Source organism: Thermococcus sp. MAR1, assembly GCF_012027305.1.
In the GTDB taxonomy this organism is placed as follows: domain Archaea; phylum Methanobacteriota_B; class Thermococci; order Thermococcales; family Thermococcaceae; genus Thermococcus.
The window spans coordinates 1,191,794-1,211,700 of sequence record NZ_SNUF01000001.1 but is presented as its reverse complement, the minus strand read 5'-3'; the positions used below and the strand labels follow the sequence as shown (position 1 = coordinate 1,211,700).

Sequence of the window (19,907 nt, the reverse complement as noted above, 5' to 3'; positions counted from 1 at the left end):
AGTATGGCAGGGGAGAAGGCGGGAGTGCTGGCACAGTCGGGCATTACCATGCACGAGTACTTCAGAAAGGTTCTTTTGCCCAGCCTACTGGGTGCCATGGCGCTCTTCGCCGCGATCTCGGTTCTCAAGAGGTTCGTTGCACTCTCCAGCGTGATAACCTTCGCCCTCTATGCGATCCCGATTCTTCCTCTCATCTACGCCGTCGGTTATCCCTACGCCAGAATAAGCAGCAAGAGGGTTCAGATAAACTCCAAAATTCCATTCTTTGCCACGTACTTCGCGGTCCTCTCGACGAGCGACGTGAGCAGGAGTGAGCTCATCTGGAACCTGGCCACCGAGAAGATTCTGGAGCCGATAGCGAGCGACATGAAGAAGGTTTACTACCTAATAGCCAAGCTTCACAGGGGAATGCCCGAGGCCCTGAGGTTCCTGGCGAGGAGAACGCCCAGCAAGGTCTTCGTGGACTTTCTTGACAGGCTTGCCTATTCCCTCGACAGCGGTGTTGAATTAAGGGACTACCTCCTCCAGGAGCAGAAGACCGTTATGGACGACTACGAGACCTTCTACGAGGGAACTCTCTACGATCTGGACGTCTTTAAGGAGGTGTATTCCTCCCTGATAATCTCCGTCGTCTTCATGGTGACTTTCATAATCATCGGCCCGATACTGACCGGCCAGGACATCGTCAGCCTGAGCGCCTTTATGTTCGTGCTTGTACTCGCCACCGAGATTGGAATAATGCTCGTCATAAAGTACAGGATGCCGGAGGACAAGATATGGGCAGACTATGCCATGACCTCCGAGAGGAAGGCCAGGTTCATCAAGGCCGCGCTCATATCAATCGCCGGCATCGTCGTGGCGGCTGTTCTGGTGGCTCTCGTGGTGAGGCCGAGGTTCGACCTTCCGCTCCTCGTGCAGGTCGCGATAGTCCTCACTCCGCTCATGTACCTGGGCAAGGTGCTCGAGAAGGAGGAGAAGGCCATCCTTGTCAAGGACGAGAACTTTCCTGCCTTCATGAGGAGCCTTAGTTCATCGCTGGCGGCCAGCGGTGCTGCCCTCCCCCTCGTGCTCAAGTATCTCAGCGCCCACGACTTTGGGGTCCTCACTCAGGACATAAAGAACCTCTACCGCAGGGTCTCCATGAGGATAGACAACAGCAAATCCTGGCGCTACTTCACGATAGACACCGGAAGCTGGCTCATAGGTATCTTCTCCGAGATATTCAACAAGAGCATAAACCTCGGTGCGGAGCCGGACTACGTTGGAATGGTCATATCGAGGAACTTCGAGCGCCTGGTGAGGCTCAGGAGGAAGCGCGCCCAGACCGTTGCGAGCTTTAGGGGTGTTATCTACGGCATAACCGGGGCCTTCGCCTTCTCCGTTGCGGCCGCGTTTCAGGTTTCGGTTTACATGAACAAGCTCTTCTCAAACCTGACCATCCAAGGGGACTTCCTCCAGAACATAATCTTCGTTCCGTCGAAGAGTGGCCTAGAGATGACTGACTACATCCTCATGGTTATTCTGATCATCCACTGCCTCCTTTCCGCCCTTTCGATAAAGTTTGCAGACGGGGGCCACATCGGGATCACGGTCTACTACTTCGTGGTTCTCGTATGGCTGGCGGCGCTCGGTCAGTACCTGGGAACGGTTGTGATGGGCAAGATGATGACGTTCTCCTCGCTGACGGGGATAGTTATAGGCTCCTCGGGGGTGATACCGTGAAGAGGTTACTCGTTTTGGTGCTGGCGTTCATGCTGCTGCCCGGTGTAGCGGCCAGTTCATCGATAACCGGCTGGCTCCCGTTCCCGACCAGGGTTGGGATTGAGGGAAGCGAGGTTCTCATCAAGGACATCTCCCTTGGCGATGGCTCGGTTCTCGTTTATCCCAACGGCGTGGGCATGAGGGTGGTTTCGGTTGGGGGGAGTGTCCTTTGGGACGGCTATTCGTTCTCCATCCACACCGCACTGTACTCCCCAGAGATGTCGTATCTGAACCTATCGTACACCTTCCCCTACATCTTAGAGGGTGAGAAGCTCTTCGTTGGGGATTACGAGGTTCTGCTGAAGTCTGTGGACGAGAAGGGCGGAACATTGGTTGTGTCCAGAGGGAACACCTCGAAGGAAATCTACTGTGCGGCAGGTAAGGAAGTTTCCTACGAAAACCTGGGGATATCCCTGACGCCGATGCCTGTTCTCTTCGACGGATATCTGAAGAGGGACAAAAACGTGTCGGTGGGAGAGTGGAGCATCGTGTTCTACAATTACACTGTCTCCTCGGAGAACGGAGCGCTGACTGAGATAGTAGACATTCGCGTAAGCGGCAAGCAGTATCTGGCGGAACCCGACGAGACGATAGATGCAGGGGGTCTGCTAATTTCCGTCGGCGAGCTGGTGGGCTCGGATTACCTGAGGGCTACCATTCGGCTTAAGGGTGCCTACCTCCGCGTTAGGGTTCATCCTTCCTTTGATGGATGGCTCCGTGAGGGCAAGACCGAGAAGCTCGGTCCGTACCTGGTCAGGGTGGACAAAATCTTCAACGACAGCGCCTACGTATCCATAATGAATCCCTGTGGCAGGGTCATCAGGTCGGGGTTCATAACTATCGGCAACTTCTCCTCTGGAATCTACTACGGCGGCCTTCTTCTTGGAGCGACGGCCTCTAGGAAGCGCGACGGGACCATGGAGGTTCACATGGTGGCGTTCATAGACGAGGAGAAGGTTCCCAAGGTGAGTGATGTTGCACTCCTTAACGTCTCCTTCCTTGCTCCCGGAAACGCCACCCAGTTTGTTCCCTTTGAGGCGAGGGTGCTCATAAAGAACGAGGGACCGAGCGACCTCAAGTACGTGGAGGTGAACATCAACCTCTCCGATGGGTTTGAGGTTCTCGGTGACTATACGGGCTATTTTGAGGAGATTCCAAGGGGTAAGAGCGTAGAGATTCCGCTGAGGGTTCTCCCGGAGAAGGCAGGTAATCTATCACTAGGAAACGCTGTCGTCACTGGTCACGCACCCTACGCCCTCTCCTGCTATGGCATTGAGGAGGTGAGCTTCAGCTCGGAGAACAGGGCCATCAACGTTGCCCCAGCGGAGATTGGCTACCACGTTGAGGTCTCGGCCCCGAACGGCAGCGTTGGAAGGGAGATACCCCTCAACGTGACCGTGGTGAACACGGGGAACGCGGCGCTTCCCTTCACACTCACAGTTGCCCTTCCGAAGGGTTTCGCTTCCATAGCCGAGAACTTCACCGCCTACGGGAAATGGCTGATGAGGACTGATACGCTCGCCCCAAACAGGAGCAGGACTTATTCTCTCACAATTATACCTCTGGCCGCCGGGGAATACGAGATAAGCGTGGGTGTTGAAAGCCACGGCAAGGTATTCTACAACTCCACGACGATCAAAGTTTCAGGTGAGACCAACAACGTCCTCGAAAACTCGTCAATCGAAATTTCCAACGGGGGTACCAACTCCACTTGCGAGCCGAAGGTAGTGACGGAGGTCATCAAGGTGCCAGTTCCGTGCAACGAAAGCAACGTGACGGCGACGACATTGGAGGGGGGCGTGTCGCTGAAGGAGAAGCTCATCTACATAGGAGGCTCCTTCGTGGGCGGCATCGTTTTCATCCTGCTCCTCGCGTGGATAGCCGCCAGAATGGAGGAGAGGTGACCCAAAGGTTTAACTGAAAGCCCAACTAACTCCAACCGGTGAGTCAATGAAGGCTCTGGTCGGAACCGTCATTGATTGGAGCGGAGTTAGATCCGATGCCGCCATCATAATTGAAGGAACCGTGATTAGAGACGTCGTTCCCGCCGATGGTCTTCGCCAGTACGAGGTCGATGAGGTCTACGGTGGTAAGGGATACCTGATTCTCCCGGGACTGGTCAATGCCCACACCCACGTGGCAATGGCCCGCTTTAGGGGACTCGGCGAGGACGTGCCTATCGAGCGGTGGCTTAACGATGCTATCTGGCCCGCGGAGCTGGAGTGGACGAGGGAAGAGATACGCCGCTGGGCACTCCTCGGAATGGCCGAGGCCCTGGCAAATGGGTCGACGGCGATAAACGACCACTACTTCTTCGCCGGCGAGATAGCGGAGGTGGCTAAGGAGCTTGGAATCAGGGCCTTTATCGGCCAGACCGTTATGGACACGATTGACTTCCCTATAGCCGAGCCGGAGGAGGGCTTCAGGTTCTTCAAGGAATGGGCAGGAAAGGATGAGCTCGTAACTCCTGTCCTTGCTCCACATGCAACCAACACCGTTTCCCTTGAGCTGATGGAGGAAATCGGCGAATTCGCCAGGGAAAGAAATGCGCTCATCCACGTCCACATCTCCCAGAGCGGGGGCGAAGTGCTGGAGGTCAAGCGGCGCTACGGTCTCTCTCCCGTTGAATACCTCGAAAGGGCCGGCGTGCTTGGGGACGACCTTGTCGGCGTCCACGGCATCTACCTGAGCGATTCCGAGGTTTCCCTCTACGCGAAAAGCGGTGCAACGCTCGTCCATTGCTCTCTGAGCATGGCGAAGCTTGAGGCGAGGATAGCACCGATAATCGAGCTGGCTGAAAGGGGTGCCAACATAGCCCTCGGCAACGACTCCCCGAACCCTGTTGGACTCATGGATCCATTTGAGGAGATGCGCTTTGCGGCGGTTCTCAACAAGGTCTGGAGGAGAAGAACGGACGTTGCTAGTGCTAAGGATGTTTTCCGCTGGGCGACCCTCGGCGGTGCCAGAGCTTTGAAGCTGAAGGCGGGTCTCATAAAGCCCGGCTATCTGGCCGACCTCGTGGTAATAAACGCAAGAAAGCCCCAGTTCCTGCCGGGTGAGAACCTGTATTCCCACATCGTCTATTCGACGAGGGGCAGTGACGTCGAGCTGGTGATGGTGAACGGAGAGATCCTCTATAAAAACGGGATACTGCTGAGGCTGGGAAAAACGCTGGAGGAACTGTGGGAAGAGCTCAGGCTTTCCTGACTATGAGCTTGACGCCGTCAACGTCAGCGACCTCGACGGTCTCGCCTATTTTCAGCTTCTCATCCCCATCGGCCAGGGCTATCCACCTGTCCCCCTCAAGCTCGACTATGTAGTGCTCCCTGCCTATCTCGACGATCCTTCCGCGCTTGCCCTTCAGGTCGAAGGTGTACTTACCCTTTCCGGCATCCCGGACGTCCCTCTTTATGTACCTGCCAACGAGGATGTAAGCCACAACTGCAGCTACGAGGGCCAGGACAAAGCTCTCGGTGAAGTTCACGCCAAAGCCCAGCAGGAGACCGAGGACCACCATTGCCACTCCGATTGGGGTTATGAACGCGGATACCATCATGTCGAGGACTATTACGAGCAGTCCAAGAATCAAAAGGGAAATGGGGAGTGGATCCATCTCCACCACCGGTCTAAATCACTCCATTAGGTTCTTAAGCTTTTTCAGCTCGTCTTCGGAGGGATTGGTCGATACGCCCTCATTCTCCGGGTTGTCTCCCTTCGGGGGCTTCGGGGGCTCTGGTATCGGAACGTCCTTCACCTTCTGGAGTATCCTCAGCAGGCCTATCAGGGCCTCGGTGTCGTAGGGGACGATGAGGTTGCCGTACTTGGCAAGCTCGGGCATCTTCTCGATGTACTGGAGCGTGAGGTACTTCTCGTCGGCGAGCTTGAGCGCCTCAAGGACCTTCCTTATCGCCTCCGCCTGACCCTCTGCCACGAGTATCTGCCTCTGCTTCTCACCCTCTGCCTTGAGTATGGCGGCTTGCTTCTGGCCCTCTGCCTCCTTAATGGCCGCCTCCTTCTTACCCTCAGCCAGGAGTATCATCGCCCTCTTTTCCCTTTCAGCCGTCATCTGCTTGGCCATCGCGTCCTGAATGTCCTTGGGCGGGTCTATGCGCTGTATCTCGACGCGCGTAATCTTGACGCCCCAGCGGTCGGTTATCTTGTCGAGCTCTTCCCTCAGCTTGGCGTTGATTATGTCTCTCCCGCTCAGCGTCTCGTCGAGCTCCATCTCACCTATGATGGCACGCAAATTAGTTTGCGCGAGCTTGATTATGGCCATCAGGAAGTTGCTGACGTTGTAGATGACCTTTACGGGGTCGAGGATCTGGTAGTAAACGACGGCATCGACGGTGACGACGACGTTGTCCTTACAGATGACCTCCTGCGGCGGAACATCGACGACGTGCTCGCGCATGTCCACGACCTTGACGCGCTCCATGAAGGGGATTATGAAGTGTATCCCCGGCTCTAAAATCCTGTTGAACTTTCCGAGCCTTTCAACGAGTCCTTTCTGGTACGGGCGGATAACCTTTACGCTCAGCAGGAGCATTATCAAAAGAAAAACACCCAGTATTATCAATGCGGCACCGGCAAAGGCTGTCATTACCATCGCCTCCAGTGATTTTTCAAACTTAAGTGGATTGAAGTTCTTATAAGGGTTTCTATTATGTCAACGGGACAAAGAGATAATCTGTGACAGGTTCACCCGGCAGGGTAAGAAAGCTCTCGGATCGTACAATCGAGCGATGATGTCTAGTCCAACCTCCCCCTGCCGTGAACGGCAAGGCTTTCAAAAGAAGAGTCGTATTCGGCAAGACTTTATAAACCCTTGCCGAACGGCGTTCCGCAAGACCGACCAATCGCCTTTATAAACCCCCGCTCCCTTCTAAGCGCGGTGAGAGAAAATGGGAAGGCCGGTCTTCCTCGGTAAGGCTTACATAAACTGGTGCGAGAAGTGCAACGTCCCGCTCATCGGTGATAGCTGTGCCGTTCACGGGGAGGAGAGCGTGTTTAAGCTCAACATCACGCCTCCCGGCGATTTGAGATTCGCCTTTGAGAAGGACATCGAGTTCATACGCTCGGTCTTCAGGGAGCACTACGGCGTCGACCTCGGTGAACTCTTCGAGGGAAAAATCGTCCTCCTCAACAAGACGCCCGGAGAGGACGACTCCTACGAGATAATCCTCGACGGCTACGTCTTCGGCTGGGTGCGCTTCGACCCGCTGGAGCTTCGCTGGAAGCCCGGCTTAAAGGTCGAGGGTGCCATTGCCCTCTGGAAGCGCTTCGGAAAGTCCATGAGGAAGTGGATAATCGTCGATGAAGGGGCCATAGACCCGATTCTGAGCGGCTCCAACCTCCTGCCGGTTGGTATAATCGAGGCCGAGCAAAGCATAAGGAGAAACGACGATGTAATCCTCGTCTCCGAGAGCGGTGAGGTTATCGCTACCGGCATAGCGAAGAAGGACTACGAAGCCTTGGCCAGCAAGGAGCGCGGAACCGGTGTCAAGGTGAGGCGGCAGAAGAGCGTAAACTACCGCGAGGGAAGGAAGGCCACGATGGAAGATGTGCTGAGGGCCAACTCCATCGAGCTTGAGAAGAAGGTGATGGAAGCGAGGCGCTTCATGAGGAAAGTTGCCACCCGCTACTCCGACCTTCCGGTTGCGGTGGCCTTCTCCGGCGGGAAGGACAGCTTGGCCGTCCTTGGTCTCGCTCTTGAGGAGTTTGGGGAAAACTTCACAGTCTTCTTCAACAACACCGGCATAGAGTTCCCGGAAACTCTCGAATATGTCAAGGAGCTGAGGAGAGAGCTTGAGCCGAAGGGCATAAAGTTCATAGTTGCCGATGCCGGCGATGCGTTCTGGCGCGCCCTTCACGTCTTTTCCCCACCTGGTAGAGACTACCGCTGGTGCTGTAAGGTGACGAAGCTTGGCCCCATAACGATGGCGATAAAGGAGAACTACCCGAAAGGCGTTCTCATGTTCGTCGGCCAGAGGAAGTACGAGAGCATAAAGAGGTTTAAGCAACCCCGCGTTTGGAAGAACCCCTGGGTGCCGAACGAGAGGGGGGCATCGCCGATATTCCACTGGCGCGCGCTGGAGGTCTGGCTCTACATCTTCAGCAGGAACCTTAAGTACAACCCGCTCTACGCGGACAGGCTTGACAGAATAGGCTGCTTCCTCTGTCCGAGCGCTTCGCTTGCCGAAATCTACACCCTCAAAGAAGAGAAGCCTGAGCTGTGGGCCAGGTGGGAGAACGAGCTCAAGGTCTGGGGGAAGCGCTTTGGAATGCCCGACGAGTGGATAACCTACGGCTTCTGGCGGTGGAAGAAGCTTAGCAGGGGCGAGAAGGCGATAGCGAGGGAGTTAGGCATTGAAGTTCCTGAGGAGCGTTCCTGGGAGCCGGTGAAGTATTCGATTGTGAAGAACGAGGACGGCTTTGCTGTTCGCTTCAACACCATCGTGAACCTGAAAAGAATCGGAGAGGTCGCTCCAATCCTGGGAGAGGTCGAGGAAGGCGAAAACTACATAAGGGCGGGGAAAGTTACATTTAGACCAGATGGCGCCTACACAAGCGACTTCAACGAGGGAGTGCAAGCGTATTACCTCGTCAAGAGGGCCTACGAGTGTGTCGGCTGCGGCGTCTGCGTTGGCAAGTGTCCCGAGAATGCCCTCAGCATCGACCCGAAGAGCAGGAAAATCGTTGTGAACGGTGAGCTCTGCACCCACTGCAGGGAGTGTATGGACGTATGCCCGCTGTTAAAAATCAAAAACCCCGAGGAAGGAAGTCAGCTCTAATCGGGTTATTCCTGATTCTGTCCCTCCTTTTTCTTCCAACTGTGGGTGCGGGGGAGTACGACTACGAGATAAACGCCTACGCGGTGTATTTTGAGGTGGTTAGCCCGGACGATGTCAAGGAGACTATCGAGATAGACTTAACATCGTACACCAACCTTACCCAGTACGTTATCTACACGGACTACCCCGTGGAGAACGCGAGTGCAGTTCTCGACCTCGGAAGCGCCGTGGAGAGGATTAACGTCACCGTTCGGGAGGTCCTCGGCGGGACGAACGCGATTTACATGTCATTCCCAACGCTTAAACCGGGTCAGAGCGCGAGGATAAGCCTGAGCCTCATCACGAGGGGCATGGTGAGCGAGAGCAATGGCAGGGAACAGTTCACATACTACATAAGGTTCAGCCAGCCGGTCGGGGTCTTTCACATGCAGCTGCTCGTCCCGAAGGGCTACGCCATACTCTCGCCGATAATCCCGTCACCGGATAGGGTTGAGAGCTCAACAGACAGGCTCCTTCTCGAATGGAAGCGCAGCAACGTCCGGTCAGGAGATGAGTTCTACTTCATAGTCGGCTTTTCAGGGGAGATAACCGTTCCAAGGCCGCCCTCGCCGTGGCTCTACGTCGGTGTTTTCATTATCGGTCTCCTCATTGGAGGGGGGAGCGTTTACGGCTACGTCCTCTACCGTGAGAGGAAGCGCGAGGAGGAAAAGGTGCACCTGCGGAGCGACGAGGAGAAGATACTCGCCCTGCTGAGGGAGGGCCCGGTTCTTCAGAGCGAACTCACCGATAAGCTCGGTGTTTCAAAGGCGAAGGTCAGCATAATCCTCCGCGAGATGGAGGAGAAGGGGCTGATAACCCGCGTGAAGGAAGGGAGAACCTACCGGGTTTTTCTGAAGGAGTGAGGCAAAAGCGGGAAAGTCCACTTTGCCAAAATCCTTAGATGTGATAAAGTTTAGCTAGCCAATTTCCGATGCTCCAACGGACTTGCCTCAAAAGAGCACCTTTATAAACTGCCCTCCCATTCTCCCTCTGGTGAGAGACATGGAGGAGTATTTCATCTGTCCGGAATGCGGTAGCGATGACGTTGAGGTCATCCGGGAGAGGGGAAGGGAGCTCACCCTCCGCTGCAACGAGTGCGGCAACGTGTGGATTATAACCCTTCCAAAGCTCATTAAGGTCCCGCTGATAGTCAGCAAGCACGAGAGGAGCTTCAGAACCTTTGTTGAACTGCCTGAGGGCGAGGAGATAAAGATCGGCGACATAGTTGAGACCGAGGAAGATGAGGTCAGGATAACCGGAATAGAGCTCGAAGGGGAGAAAAGGGTCAACAAGGGCATGATAGGTGAGATTAAGACCCTCTGGGGCGAAAGCTTAACCTATCCAAAGGTCATCAAGGTGTCAATATACCTGCCGAAGGGTGTAACCCAGGCCTTCAAGGTGAAGGTGCCGAGGAACGAGGAGTTCGTCGTCGGTGAGGTTCTTGAAGTGGGTGGCTACACCTTCAGGGTCGAGAAGATAAAGACAGAAACCAAGATGCTCCACCACGGAAAGGCGAAGGCCGATAAGATAGTCGCCCTCATGGGTCACAGCATTCCCCGCGCCCGCGCAAGGAGGAGCCTGGAGATATACAGGGGCTACGGCAGGGAATCTCGGTGAGAACACTGGAGATGATGAGGCTTTCTTTCCTTTTCTGACCCCTTCGGGGAATGAAGAGCTTGGCCGCTACTGAGAATCATCCCCAAAAACTCTTTGGCCAAAGCTCAACGACGTCGGAGACGGACGAAAAGTCCATGTCTAACGTCGCCAGTTTGCTTATTCCACTCTTTAGAACAGTGGCGAGAATCCTGGCATCGCTTGGGAGCAGTGAGTACTTCTGTGCCAGTATTATTACAGTTTCCCAGTCCACGTTTTCAGGTATTGTGATTACATCATAGGCCTTTAAAGTAGCTTTCACGTAGCTGTAAGCCTTCGTGAGGACCACAGGAGGAAGCTTGCCGGATTTCAGGGACTTCTTCAGGGCAAGTGTTGAGGATATTCCCGCCTTGTCCTTTGCCAGTTTTCTTAAAGTGACAAAAATAGCTTCGTTTATCACTGTGTCGGACGTGACCTTGGGGTCTGGCAGGGAGAGAACTTCAACGGAGTAGGATGTCAGTTCAGTCTGAAAGATGTAGTTAAAAATTATGTTGGTATCGAGGTATATCACGACTCGTACACCTCATTGGAGTATCTTTCGAGTTCTTCGAAAGAAGCCCTTCCTCCGAATCCGGGTTTTAGATTTTTCGCCAGTTCATCTATCTCCTTTTCAAGTTCCGTTCTTAGAACCTCAAGCTCGAAGGCCTCCCTGAGCTCTGGAGGAAGGGCTCTTAGGAATCCGTGCTCCTTTATAACCTCCGACATGATAGTTACTCTCCCTTATTCTTAAAATCCTTTTCTATCGAAATCCTTTTAAAGCCTCCCCCGGAACTCAGCACGCAAAACTCGATGAACGATGAGGTTTCGGAGGGATGAAAGATGGCGAAGCCAAGCTACGTCAAGTTTGAGGTTCCGGCAGAGCTTGCTGAGAAGGCCCTTGAGGCTGTTGAGCTCGCTCGCGACACCGGAAGGATAAGGAAGGGTACCAACGAGACGACCAAGGCCGTTGAGAGGGGTCAGGCCAAGCTCGTTATCATCGCTGAGGATGTTGACCCGGAGGAGATAGTTGCCCACCTCCCGCCGCTGTGCGAGGAGAAGGAGATACCGTACATCTACGTTCCGAGCAAGAAGGAGCTCGGTGCTGCCGCTGGTATTGAGGTTCCCTCTGCCAGCGTCGCCATCGTCGAGCCCGGTAAGGGCCGCGAGCTCGTTGAAGACATCGCTATGAAGGTCAGGGAGCTCATGAAGTGAGCTCCTTTTCCTTCCTTCACCACAAGGAAAGGTTTAAGTTCATCCGTGCGAGGGATTTTTAGGTTAAGGGGTGTGAGAAATGAGCGACGAAGGATACCCGGCTGAGGTTATTGAGATCGTTGCCAGAACCGGCGTCACCGGTGGCGTTACTCAGGTCAAGGTTAGGGTTTTGGAAGGACGCGACAAGGGCCGCGTCATCAGAAGGAACATCAAGGGGCCGGTTCGCGTCGGCGACATAGTCATCCTCAGGGAGACCGAGCGTGAAGCCAGGGAAATCAGGACCAGGAGGTAATCGCGATGGCCAGGTGGAACGTCTGCTCCTACTGTGGAAAGGAGTTCGAGCCGGGAACGGGCAAGATGTACGTCAGGAACGACGGCAGAGTCCTGTTCTTCTGCTCCAACAAGTGCGAGAAGTACTACTTCATGGGGCGCAATCCAAGAAAGCTCAAGTGGACCAAGGCCTTCCAGGAGGCAAGGCTTCAGAGGGCCAAGAGGAGGAAGTGATTTCTTTCTTTCTCTTCCCGTTTCTGCCTTGGCGTTTCTTACGCCTCAAGTACCTCCAAAAAACCTATTAACCACCCGGCCAACTAACTTCGGTGTTGCCAATGGCCGAGAGAAAGATAGAAAGAACACTCGTCATACTAAAGCCCGATGCCGTTGTTCGCGGGCTGATGGGCGAAATCATAAGCCGCTTCGAGAAGCGCGGACTTAAAATCGTCGGGATGAAGATGATATGGATCACCCGTGAGCTGGCGGAGAAGCACTACGAGGAGCACAGGGGAAAGCCCTTCTTCGAGCCTCTCATCGACTACATCACCAAGGCCCCGAGCGTCGTCATGGTTGTCGAGGGCAGGTACGCCATAAGCGTCGTCAGGAAGATGGCCGGCGCCACCGACCCGAAGGACGCCGAGCCCGGAAGTATAAGGGGCGACTACGGCCTCGACATCGGCGACTCGATATACAACATAATCCACGCCTCCGACAGCCCTGAGAGTGCGGAGAGGGAGATAAACCTCTACTTTAAGCCCGAGGAGATATTTGAGTACTGTAAAGCAGCGGACTGGTTCTACCACACCCATGCAAAGGAAAAGAAGGAGTACCTTGACAGCACGGACTGCCTTGAGCGCTAGATCTTCTCCATCCTCTTTTCCACATTTGCTAGCATTGTAAACTCATCCTTCCCTTTACGTCTCTTCGCGAGGTCTGTGACCTTCCTCAGAGTTCTCTGCAGCGTCTCCTTGCCGAGCTCCTTGGCCACGAACTTGTCCGTAGCCATTCGTACCTGAATTATGTACGCTAAATCAATGCCCCATGAGAGAAGCGTCAGGAATGCCGCACTAGCCAGCTTGAGGTTCCAATCATCGATGCCCGCGACTATCATCCCGGATACGAGGAACACGAGGAGGCCGAGGATCATTTGCCTAACTGCAATTCCCCTGCTCTCGACATAGGCCGCCTCAAGCACCATCACCTTTATCTCATCGGGTTCAAACTCAAGGAGCTTCTTGCCGATGAAGAGCCGTCTTCCAGCCAGCAGAGTCGTGAAGCAGTCCTTTATTCCGTATACCCCATCCACGTCAACATCATACTTCTTCAAGAAGCCCCTCATCCAGCCGAAGTCAAGCTTTTCGGCGTTTGTCATGTTCTTTATATGCCCCTCGCGGTTTTTGAGCACCCAGACACCCATTATCAGATAAAGAATGGCATAGACACTAAGGAGCCTTGGATACAGACCCACAGAAACCAGCGAAACGAAGAGAAGAACCTTTCTCACATTGTTTTCCCATGAGGCAACCCTGTGCAAGGTTAAACCGGCCTTCCTAACGAGCAGGTAGGCGATGAAGTAATTGAGGTAGACGGCAAGCATCAGGGCCAGACCGATTTCTTTTCCAGGGGCGGTCTCTCCTGCCACCCTCTCCCCGCGGAGGGGATTGAGGGTCGCGAAGTAGAACATCCAGACAACAGTCAGCGTAAGGGATAGGAACATGCCGTAAACCGAGGCTCTGTATCTGTCTCTCTTCCAGATCAGCAGGGACGCCCCAAATCCAATGACCGCTGAAATCAGCGTGACTGCAAACCCGGCCAGCATTTCATCCACCCTCCCAGGATTACCACTGAAACTTTTAATCCTTCCGCCGGCGAACCTTTAAAAGGCCACGCCAGAGTTAAGCTCAGGGGTGAGGGATATGAAGAAGATTAGGCAGCCAATTATCGCGGTTCTCGGACATGTTGATCACGGCAAGTGCCTCCTGCCAGAAGAGAAGGTTATTTTACCTGGACTCGGGCCAGTTGAGCTTGAAAGACTCTTTACATACTCGGAGGAGGTTGCTTACAGAGATTCTGAAAAGGAGATCAGAAAACTGGAACTGTTCGTCCCGGGAGCGGTTTCCAGCGGTAGAATAGGACTTGTGGAAGGAACACACGTATGGCGTCTCAGGCACAGGGGCAAGATGCTCAGAGTAAAGCTCAGGAACTGGCACAGCGTTTCCGTGACACCGGAACACCCGTTCTTAACCACCAGGGGCTGGATCCGGGCTGAAGAGCTACGCCCTGGAGATTATGTTGCAGTTCCGAGGAAAATCCCTGATACTGATGGGGATTTTGAGGGCTTCGTGAGGAGAAAGCTTTCAGTTGAAGAACTCATAGTAAGGTTGAAGGAAGAAGCCCTTGAGGAGCTCGGAAAGTACTTCAGGGGCGAGAGGGACTACAAGGTTAAAAAGAACGTCTTCAGAGTAGAGGACATTGAAAAACTCCGCCTCTGGGATGAAGTCGAGAGGGTAGCTTTCACCCCAAGGATCCACCGCTCAGGAAAGCCACTTCACTACATCAAACTTCCAAGGGGCAATGAAGAGTGGAAGTCGCTCTTCTACTTCGCCGGTGTCATGTTTGGCGATGGGAGCCAGGACAAGATAGCCAACAATGACGTCGAAGTCTTTGAGAGGCTCAAGGGGATAGAATCCCTTGGAGTGGAACTCGTAAGGACCAAGAGAAAAACCTCGTGGGAGATCGAGATTAGAAAGGGCAAGAACGCGTTGATACGACTCATTAGGGTTCTATTTGACTATCCCGAGAAACAGAAAGCGCGGAGCATCAAGGTTCCCAAAGTGCTGTTCATTGCACCGAGGGAATACGTCGCCGAGTTCCTGAGGGGGTACTTTGACACCGACGGCTACGTTAACCTGAAGGATGCCAGAATAGAGATAACCAGCGCCTCGCAGGAGTTCCTTGAGGACCTTTCACTTGTTCTGTTGAGGTTCGGGATAGTTTCAAAGCTCTACCGCTCGAAGTACACTACCCTCGTAATCTCGGGAAGAAGAAACCTCAAGGCCTTCAGGCATTTCATAGGATTCACCGTGGAAAAGAAGGCGAAAGACTTGGAGGGAGCCATCGAAAAGAGCAAGAAGAGCGAAACTTACCCCATATTTGAGGAACTCAAAAGGTTGAGACTTCTCTTTGGTTTCACGAGGACGGAGCTGAACTCGTTCGTTCCGTTCTACTCAAAGTATGAATCAATTGAGGCTCCGAGCTACGAGACCCTAATGAAGATTCTCGACGCCATAGAAAAGGGCTCCCCAAGCCTCTCCAGGAAACTTGCCGTCCTTGAGGGCAAAAGCAGAGACCGTAACTACCTGATTGCCCTTGAAAAGGACGGCCTCATAAAGGATGGAAGACTGACCGAACTCGGGAGGGAACTCCTTGAGGTCTGGCGCAACAGGGAGTTCGACTCAAGGGACGTAGAATACGTCCGCAACATAGTCGAGAACTTCGTTTTCGTTCCCGTTGAGGAGATAGAGGAGTTCGACTACGACGGCTACGTGTATGACCTCACCACTGAAACCCACAGTTTTGTAGCCAACGGTATACTGGTGCACAATACCACGCTCCTTGACCGCATCAGGCGTACGAACGTCGCCGGCAAGGAGGCCGGTGGAATAACCCAGCACATAGGCGCGACGGAGGTTCCGATCGAGACCGTTAAGGGTCTCGCCGGCCCGCTTATCAAGCTCTGGAAGGGCGAGATAAAGCTTCCCGGGCTGCTCTTCATCGACACTCCCGGTCACGAGGCCTTCACGAGCCTGCGCGCGAGGGGTGGTAGCCTTGCCGACCTGGCCGTCCTCATCGTGGACATCAACGAGGGCTTCCAGCCTCAGACCATAGAGAGCATCGAGATACTCAGGAGGAACAGAACGCCGTTCATAGTTGCCGCCAACAAGATAGACAGGATTAAGGGCTGGAAGGTCGAAGAGGACGAGCCGTTCCTCGTCAACATCAAGAAGCAGGATCAGAGGGCCCAGCAAGAGCTTGAAACCAAGCTCTGGGAGCTGATAGGCAAGTTCTACGAGATGGGCTTCCAGGCAAACCGCTTTGACAGGGTGCAGAACTTTACGAGAGAGCTTGCGATAGTTCCAATCTCCGCCAAGTACGGCATAGGTGTTCCCGAGCTGCTCGTCCTCATAGCCGGCCTGAGTCAGAAGTACCTTGAGGAGAAGCTCAAGATTGAAGTTGAAGGGCCGGCGCGCGGCACAATCCTTGAGGTTAGGGAGGAGCTCGGCCTCGGAACAACGATAGATGTCATAATCTACGACGGAACGCTCCACAAGGACGACACGATAGTGGTTGGTGGCAAGGACAAGGCGATAGTGACGAAAATCCGCGCGCTCCTCAAGCCGAAGCCCCTCGATGAGATACGCGATCCAAGATTCCGCTTCGACCAGGTTGACGAGGTGGCAGCTGCCGCGGGTATAAAGATAGCCGCCCCGGGACTTGAGGAAGCCCTAGCCGGCTCGCCGGTTATAGCGGCCCGCTCGGAGGAAGAAGTCGAGAAGGCCAGGCAGGAGATTCTGAGCCAGATACAGAGCGTCGTCATAAGCACCGGCAAAGTCGGTGTCATAGTCAAAGCAGATACCCTTGGCTCGCTCGAAGCCCTCAGCAAGGAGCTCGGCGAGAAAAACATCCCCATAAGGAAGGCTGACGTCGGGAACATCAGCAAGACCGATGTCATGGAGGCTTTGAGCGTCCGCGAGGAGGAAGAGAAGTACGGCGTTGTCCTTGGCTTCAACGTTAGGGTGAACGAGGACGCGGAGGAGGTCGCCAAAGCCAGGGGTGTGCCGATATTCACCGGCAACATCATCTACAAGCTCATCGAGGACTATGAGGCCTGGATAAAGGCCGAGGAGGAGAAGAAGAAGCGTGAACTCCTCAGCAAGGTCACCTTCCCGGGCGTCATAAGGCTCTATCCGGACGAGCGCTACGTATTCAGGCGCAGTCATCCGGCCATAGTTGGCATAGAGGTCGTGGAGGGCCGCATAAGGCCCGGAGTAACGCTAATCAAGCAGAACGGTCAGAAGGTCGGCGTCATCAAGTCCATCAAGAACAAGAACGACTTCGTCCAGGAGGCAAAGAAAGGTGACGCTGTGGCGATAGCCATCGAAGGGGCCATCGTCGGCAGGCACATCCACCCGGGAGAGACGCTCTACGTTGACCTGAGCAAGAACGACGTCATAATCCTCGCCAAGCAGCTCAAGAACGAGCTGGACGAGACCGACATAAGGGCACTTAAGATGACTGCGAAGGTGAAGGCCCAGCAGGACCCGTTCTGGAAGGCGGTTTGAGTTCTCGGATTTCTCTATCCTTTCCCTTTGAATCTCAGCCCGTCAAAGTCCTCCAAGTCCCAGAGGAGCCAGCCTTCAGCTCTTAACTCTTCTTTTCCTTCTAAACTCTTAGCCACCAGTCCATAGCTCTTCTCCCAGCCCTCCAAGCCAACAAGTCCTGCCTTTCTCTCCAAATCCTTCAAAATCCCCCTTGCTTCTCTCTCGCTCAGCTCCTTCCACTTGACTTCAATGAGCAAAGCCCTCTTCTCCATCTCGTTCAGAGAGACGATATCAATCTCCTCGCCTTTTCTCCACCAGCGGCCGAGTTTCGTGAAGCGGAAGCTTGTGAGCCTTAAGAAAACTTCCGGATTCCTGATGAGTTTCTCGAAGATGAAACCCATGTAGGCGTTAAAGTCGCTCTTCGAGCGCTCCCAGACTTCCTCCGCCAGTCCTGCCTCAAGATAGCCCTTGTTTGGCAGCACGTATCGGAACCAGAAGGCGAAGTAGTTGTCGGTTATCGAGTACAGCCCTCTCTTGCTTGCTTCTTTAAGCGTTGCGGTAACGGGAACTTCCCTCTCCACTATTCCGAGTCTCTGGAGAACGGCTAGGTACTTCGATACGAGGCTCTTGTCGAGTCCGGTGGAGTTCACTATCTCCCCGAACCTGCTCCTTCCGCTCGCTATGGCCTGGAGTATCGCGAAGTAGTTAGCCGGTTCGCGGAGCTCTTCCCTAAGGAGAAACTCCGCCTCTTCGTAGAGAAACGCTCCCTTGGAGAGAACCTTCTCAACCACGTTCTCGTCGAAGCTTTTCTCCGGGCTGAACTGAAGCAGATACGCCGGAATTCCTCCAGTGATGCCGTACACTTTCACAAGGTTCTCAACTGTGTAGCCGGGCAGAAATTCCCCGATGTGGAAGAACGGAATCTCGGTTAAACGCCATTGTCCAGTTCTCCTTCCGTAAAGGGGGCTTTTGTAGGCCAAAACCTCGCTTTCCATCGCCGAAACGCTTGAACCGCAGAGGATGAGCATTATCCTTGTCTCGGACAGCTTCAAATCCCACGCCTTCTGGAGGGGCGAGAGAACCGGGTGGTGGTGCTCAATTAACAAGGGAAACTCGTCGATTATCAAGATTGCCCTCTCGTCCCCAATTCTTTCAGCGAACGCCATGAGGAGCTCGTCTATGTCCTCAAAGGCCACCTTCCCGAAGAGCCTGTCCCCGAGAAATTCCGATAGGAGTCTCTGGAGCTCCCTCAGGTTGTCACGGTAAGGCCTCTCCGTTGCCAGAAAGTAGACGTGTGGCTTATCCCTGACGAAGTGCAGCAGCAATTCGGTCTTGCCGATTCTCCTCCTGCCATAGATTACGAGGAACTCGGCTCTATTGCTGGAGTATGCCCTCTCAAGGAACTCCAGTTCGCGTTTCCTGTCTATGAACTTCTGTCTACTCATGAGTATAATACTCGCGTTTCAACTATTTAAAAGTTGCGGGAGCAATGTCCGCTGGGTAGTTAACCTTTCCTCACGAGCTCCACAACGGCCTCAACGTGCGGCGTGTGGGGGAACATGTCGATTAGAATAGTGCCCTCAACTCTGTAGGCCTTCCTCAGGTGGTTCTCGTAGTCGAGGTTAAACGCCTTAGGATTGCAGGAGACGTAAAGGAGCCTCTCAACTCCGTTCCTGACGAGCAGCTCTCCGGCTTCCTTCAGCCCCCTCCTCGGCGGATCAACTACCACCGTGTCGTAATCGCCGATCGACGTTTCCTCGGCCTGGCCAACTTTAAAGACGGCATCAACACCATTCAGCTCGGCGTTTTTCCTTGCCATCTCCACCGCGAAGGGATTTATCTCAATCCCCTCGACGTTGAAGCCCCTCTTAGCCAGCCAGACGCCGAAGGTTCCGACTCCAGAGTAGAGATCGAGGACTTTCTCGCCATCGGTGGAGTCCTCAACCGCCCTGAGGAGTAGTTCCAGGGCGTAGCTGTTGGTCTGAAAGAAGCTGTTGGGGTGGATGAGGTATGTAACGTCTCCAATCCTCTCGCGTATGAAAGGTTCACCGTCTAGAAGCTCCGGCTCTCCCCTCGGATCGTCCCTTTCATCAGTTTTAACGCTCCAGTAAAGGGAATCAGCAAAGGAGAAATAGTCCCTGAATGCCCCAGCAACTTCTTCCGATGGCTTCGTATGGGCTATGAGGTTCACCATGACCTCGCCAGTGAACTTGCCCTCCCTGACCTGAAGGTAGTGGACGTCGCCGGCTTTTCCCTTTAGATTCCAGGGCCTTAAACCAGTCTCTGAGAGGAAATCCTTCAGAGCGCGGAGATATTCAGGCGTTCTCCTTGAGAAGAGGGGACATTCCGAAAGGTTTACAACCTTCGATGGGCTTCCATACTCCTTGAGTCCTATCCCTTCAGTGGTAACGATGAAGTTGCTGACGTTTCTAAACCCCCAGATTTTGGGCGAACCTTTGATCTCTGCCTCTATCCCCGTTATCCTCTCGAAGAGCCCCGCCTTCAGGCGGAGCTGCTCCTTGTATTTTAATCCCTGCCAGAGACAGCCGCCGCAGGTTCCAAAGTGCTGACATCTGGCCCCTTGCCTGAGCGGTGAAGGTTCCAGAAGCTCAAAATCCCTCCCAATAATCCTGCCAAAGCGCCTCCGGGTTTTCTTCACACTCACCACGTCGCCAGGATATGCAAAGGGCACGTAAACGGTCCTATTACTCCTCTCCAGCACACCAAGGCCATCGGCGCTGATTCTTTCTATCCTTCCCGTCAGCTCCATGTCTCCCGCTTGGAGCGGGCACTTAAGAAAGTTACTTTTTTTCTTCTGAAAGCCTCGCCGTTCACGGCGGGGATGCAGTAAACAACCCAACGGCCATTAAGCAGGAAAGCA

At 54.1% G+C, this 19,907-nt stretch carries 18 protein-coding genes; 11 read left to right on the top strand and 7 right to left on the bottom strand.

Annotated elements, in window-relative coordinates; genetic code table 11:
* Positions 1-3 precede the first annotated feature (3 nt).
* Genes flaJ through E3E25_RS06880 form a run of 3 tightly spaced genes read left to right on the top strand, consistent with a single transcriptional unit; the run spans position 4 to position 4,968 of the window.
* Entirely contained in the window at positions 4-1,722 is a 1,719-nt protein-coding gene (gene flaJ / locus E3E25_RS06890) for an archaellar assembly protein FlaJ (RefSeq protein ID WP_167892367.1), read from the top strand.
* Positions 1,719-3,665, top strand: a complete 1,947-nt coding sequence (locus E3E25_RS06885) for a hypothetical protein (RefSeq protein WP_167892366.1) — start codon at positions 1,719-1,721, stop codon at positions 3,663-3,665. The genes flaJ and E3E25_RS06885 overlap by 4 nt, the downstream gene beginning before the upstream one ends.
* Positions 3,666-3,711: 46 nt before the next feature.
* Positions 3,712-4,968, top strand: a complete 1,257-nt coding sequence (locus tag E3E25_RS06880; protein ID WP_167892365.1) for an amidohydrolase family protein — start codon at positions 3,712-3,714, stop codon at positions 4,966-4,968.
* Here E3E25_RS06880 and E3E25_RS06875 read toward each other — a convergent pair.
* Both E3E25_RS06875 and E3E25_RS06870 read right to left on the bottom strand, forming a co-directional pair.
* Positions 4,955-5,374, bottom strand: coding sequence for an NfeD family protein (locus E3E25_RS06875; RefSeq protein ID WP_167892757.1), 420 nt, complete (start codon positions 5,372-5,374; stop codon positions 4,955-4,957). The genes E3E25_RS06880 and E3E25_RS06875 overlap by 14 nt on opposite strands.
* Before the next feature lie 18 nt (positions 5,375-5,392).
* Positions 5,393-6,361 carry an SPFH domain-containing protein gene (locus tag E3E25_RS06870; protein WP_167892756.1) on the bottom strand — a complete coding sequence of 323 codons (969 nt, stop codon included), beginning with the start codon at positions 6,359-6,361 and terminating at the stop codon, positions 5,393-5,395.
* 301 nt (positions 6,362-6,662) lie between these two features.
* Here E3E25_RS06870 and E3E25_RS06865 point away from each other — a divergent pair, with 301 nt between their 5' ends.
* From E3E25_RS06865 to E3E25_RS06855, 3 genes are all read left to right on the top strand, one after another.
* Positions 6,663-8,552 (top strand): phosphoadenosine phosphosulfate reductase family protein, encoded by a 1,890-nt coding sequence (locus tag E3E25_RS06865; protein WP_167892364.1) that lies wholly within the window; start codon positions 6,663-6,665, stop codon positions 8,550-8,552.
* A gap of 41 nt (positions 8,553-8,593) precedes the next feature.
* Entirely contained in the window at positions 8,594-9,454 is an 861-nt protein-coding gene (locus E3E25_RS06860; protein ID WP_370456657.1) for a helix-turn-helix transcriptional regulator, read from the top strand.
* Positions 9,455-9,593: 139 nt separating this feature from the next.
* The gene (locus E3E25_RS06855) at positions 9,594-10,208 is read left to right on the top strand and encodes an HVO_0476 family zinc finger protein (protein WP_167892755.1); all 615 of its coding nucleotides are present in this window, start codon (positions 9,594-9,596) and stop codon (positions 10,206-10,208) included.
* A 76-nt stretch (positions 10,209-10,284) separates the two neighbouring features.
* Here E3E25_RS06855 and E3E25_RS06850 read toward each other — a convergent pair whose 3' ends face one another.
* Positions 10,285-10,755, bottom strand: coding sequence for a PIN domain-containing protein (locus tag E3E25_RS06850; protein ID WP_167892362.1), 471 nt, complete (start codon positions 10,753-10,755; stop codon positions 10,285-10,287).
* A complete protein-coding gene (locus E3E25_RS06845; protein WP_206204617.1) occupies positions 10,752-10,949 on the bottom strand; it encodes a hypothetical protein in 198 nt (65 codons plus the stop codon). Before E3E25_RS06845 ends, E3E25_RS06850 begins: the two co-directional genes overlap by 4 nt.
* A gap of 114 nt (positions 10,950-11,063) precedes the next feature.
* On the opposite strand from E3E25_RS06845, the gene rpl7ae reads away from it, so the two are divergent.
* From rpl7ae to ndk, 4 genes are all read left to right on the top strand, one after another.
* On the top strand, positions 11,064-11,435 hold the full coding sequence (gene rpl7ae, locus E3E25_RS06840) for a 50S ribosomal protein L7Ae (RefSeq protein ID WP_167892361.1): 372 nt from the start codon (positions 11,064-11,066) through the stop codon (positions 11,433-11,435).
* Positions 11,436-11,514: 79 nt separating this feature from the next.
* Entirely contained in the window at positions 11,515-11,727 is a 213-nt protein-coding gene (locus E3E25_RS06835) for a 30S ribosomal protein S28e (protein WP_088180639.1), read from the top strand.
* A gap of 5 nt (positions 11,728-11,732) precedes the next feature.
* Positions 11,733-11,939 (top strand): 50S ribosomal protein L24e, encoded by a 207-nt coding sequence (locus E3E25_RS06830; protein WP_088866012.1) that lies wholly within the window; start codon positions 11,733-11,735, stop codon positions 11,937-11,939.
* Between the two features lie 101 nt (positions 11,940-12,040).
* Positions 12,041-12,565 carry a nucleoside-diphosphate kinase gene (gene ndk / locus E3E25_RS06825; protein WP_167892753.1) on the top strand — a complete coding sequence of 175 codons (525 nt, stop codon included), beginning with the start codon at positions 12,041-12,043 and terminating at the stop codon, positions 12,563-12,565.
* Here the strand turns inward: ndk and E3E25_RS06820 are convergent.
* A complete protein-coding gene (locus E3E25_RS06820; RefSeq protein WP_167892360.1) occupies positions 12,562-13,533 on the bottom strand; it encodes a hypothetical protein in 972 nt (323 codons plus the stop codon). The genes ndk and E3E25_RS06820 overlap by 4 nt on opposite strands.
* Before the next feature lie 88 nt (positions 13,534-13,621).
* Between E3E25_RS06820 and infB the strand changes: the two genes are divergently transcribed.
* A complete protein-coding gene (gene infB, locus E3E25_RS06815) occupies positions 13,622-17,047 on the top strand; it encodes an intein-containing translation initiation factor aIF-2 (RefSeq protein ID WP_167892359.1) in 3,426 nt (1,141 codons plus the stop codon).
* Positions 17,048-17,061: 14 nt separating this feature from the next.
* Here infB and E3E25_RS06810 read toward each other — a convergent pair whose 3' ends face one another.
* Together E3E25_RS06810 and rlmD are read right to left on the bottom strand one after the other, a co-directional pair.
* Entirely contained in the window at positions 17,062-18,471 is a 1,410-nt protein-coding gene (locus tag E3E25_RS06810; protein ID WP_167892358.1) for an ATP-binding protein, read from the bottom strand.
* A gap of 59 nt (positions 18,472-18,530) precedes the next feature.
* Positions 18,531-19,796 (bottom strand): 23S rRNA (uracil(1939)-C(5))-methyltransferase RlmD, encoded by a 1,266-nt coding sequence (gene rlmD, locus E3E25_RS06805; RefSeq protein WP_167892357.1) that lies wholly within the window; start codon positions 19,794-19,796, stop codon positions 18,531-18,533.
* Positions 19,797-19,907: the final 111 nt, after the last annotated feature.